Source organism: Staphylococcus sp. 231237_7MaSpsaltlick (assembly GCF_043107035.1).
Map to the genome: position 1 here is coordinate 1 of NZ_JBICNX010000109.1, position 1,652 is coordinate 1,652.

1 protein-coding gene is annotated in these 1,652 nt (G+C 33.9%); it reads left to right on the top strand.

Going from position 1 to position 1,652, the window contains the following annotated elements:
* A partial coding sequence (locus ACF91D_RS30150) for a hypothetical protein (RefSeq protein ID WP_392438412.1) occupies positions 1–1,652 on the top strand: 1,652 nt, incomplete at both ends.

Genomic DNA, 1,652 nt, shown 5'->3' on the forward strand with positions numbered 1-1,652 from the left:
TAGGTAGAGGACTTTTTGGCGGTTTTATATCGATAGCATTAGTGATTTATGCTGCTATAAATCAGCTTTTGAAGTGGTTTATTGATGCTTTGATTTCAACTAATCCGATTGCATTATTAGGTATAGGTGATTCAGAGATTGTTGATAAAAATCCTATATCATCAGCCTTACATCATTTCTTCGAAAACATAGGTTTAACATCAAAGTTTTGGGATAAATTAGCCACTGCTGGATTATCCATTGTTACAATTATATGCATCAGTTTAATTATGTGGTTTGTAATGACAGGTTCTCGTCATAGAGCTGCTAAAACATTAAAAGAGTGGATAGTTAGAACTTTAGGTATTGTCGTTGCTGCTACTTTAGTATTATATTTTTCATCAGCAATGGCTAAGCAAGTTAAAAGTCTATATGATAATCAACACATCGATGATAACATCGTGATGAAATATATATTTAATACAAGAGGTTGGGCTGCATCGTCAAATCTTTCGCCTAATGGTTTAAAAAGTAATAGCTTCCCAAATGCGAAAGCTGATAGTGGTCACATAGATAAAGACTTCGACCCAATAAGATCTAGAGATTTAATTAGCGACATAAATAATACAACGTATTCAACTTTGTATAACATGGAAGACAGTAAAGCTGGTTTTGATCTATTAAATACTTGGATGGGAAATAACAATTTTAATGTGAATACTTATATTGGTGATATAAATAGAGGTAATTTGCCAAATGGTGATGATTCTTTACCAGCGTTCGATAATTACAAAGAAGAATTTGGAGGGAAAGATCCGAAAAATTGGGAAAATAGTAATATTGAATATTCAATGTGGTCAGCTACACAAAATCTAGATGAGGAACTAAAAAAAGTTGACAGTAAATACTTTAAACCAGAGGCAACAGTAGGAGTTAGACAACAAGATAGTTTTAGTACGCAATCAGTAGTATTAATGTTGCAGTCTAGCTTTGATAATAAAGGCGCATCATTTTATGGTTATAATATTTCACCAACTGGTTTGCAAGGTAAAGCTAAAAACCAAACAACTGTTAAAACAGAATGGAAAGAAGCAACGTTACCAGGTGATGGTGGAATAGGTGTTGCAGGATCTTATGTTGGTTTAGCTTCAGATGCACTTACAGTAATTATAATAGGTATGGGTGTCTTCTTAGCATTACTTTCATTGAACTTCTTTGAAGCATTCAAGAGAATTGGTATCAATTTAGGTCTTGTAGTTGGTATGGGTAGTCCTTATGCCCTGATGTCATTAGTTGTACTTTCGATTATGTTTGTAGTTAGCTTATTAGTAGCAGGTATGGCAACTGGCGTATTTATATCATTAGCTAGTGAATTAGCTAAAGTCATAGATAAAGTGACCTTAGGATATATACCTTCAGGATTTATAGACATGATTGTTTCATTAGCAAAAATATTCTTCGCTTATATATTTGCTATAAGAAAACCTAGATCTGGAATGTACCCACCACTTAAATCATTCGTTGGATTCCCACTTACAAGCGTGGCCTTTCCGTATGATGATAAAGTTAAACGTATGAGTGGTAAAATGGGCAACCAAGGAAAAGCTGGTTTTAGAGCTATGGGTGATACGATTAAAGAAAGTGGAACTGATGTAGTAGGTGCAGGTAAACAC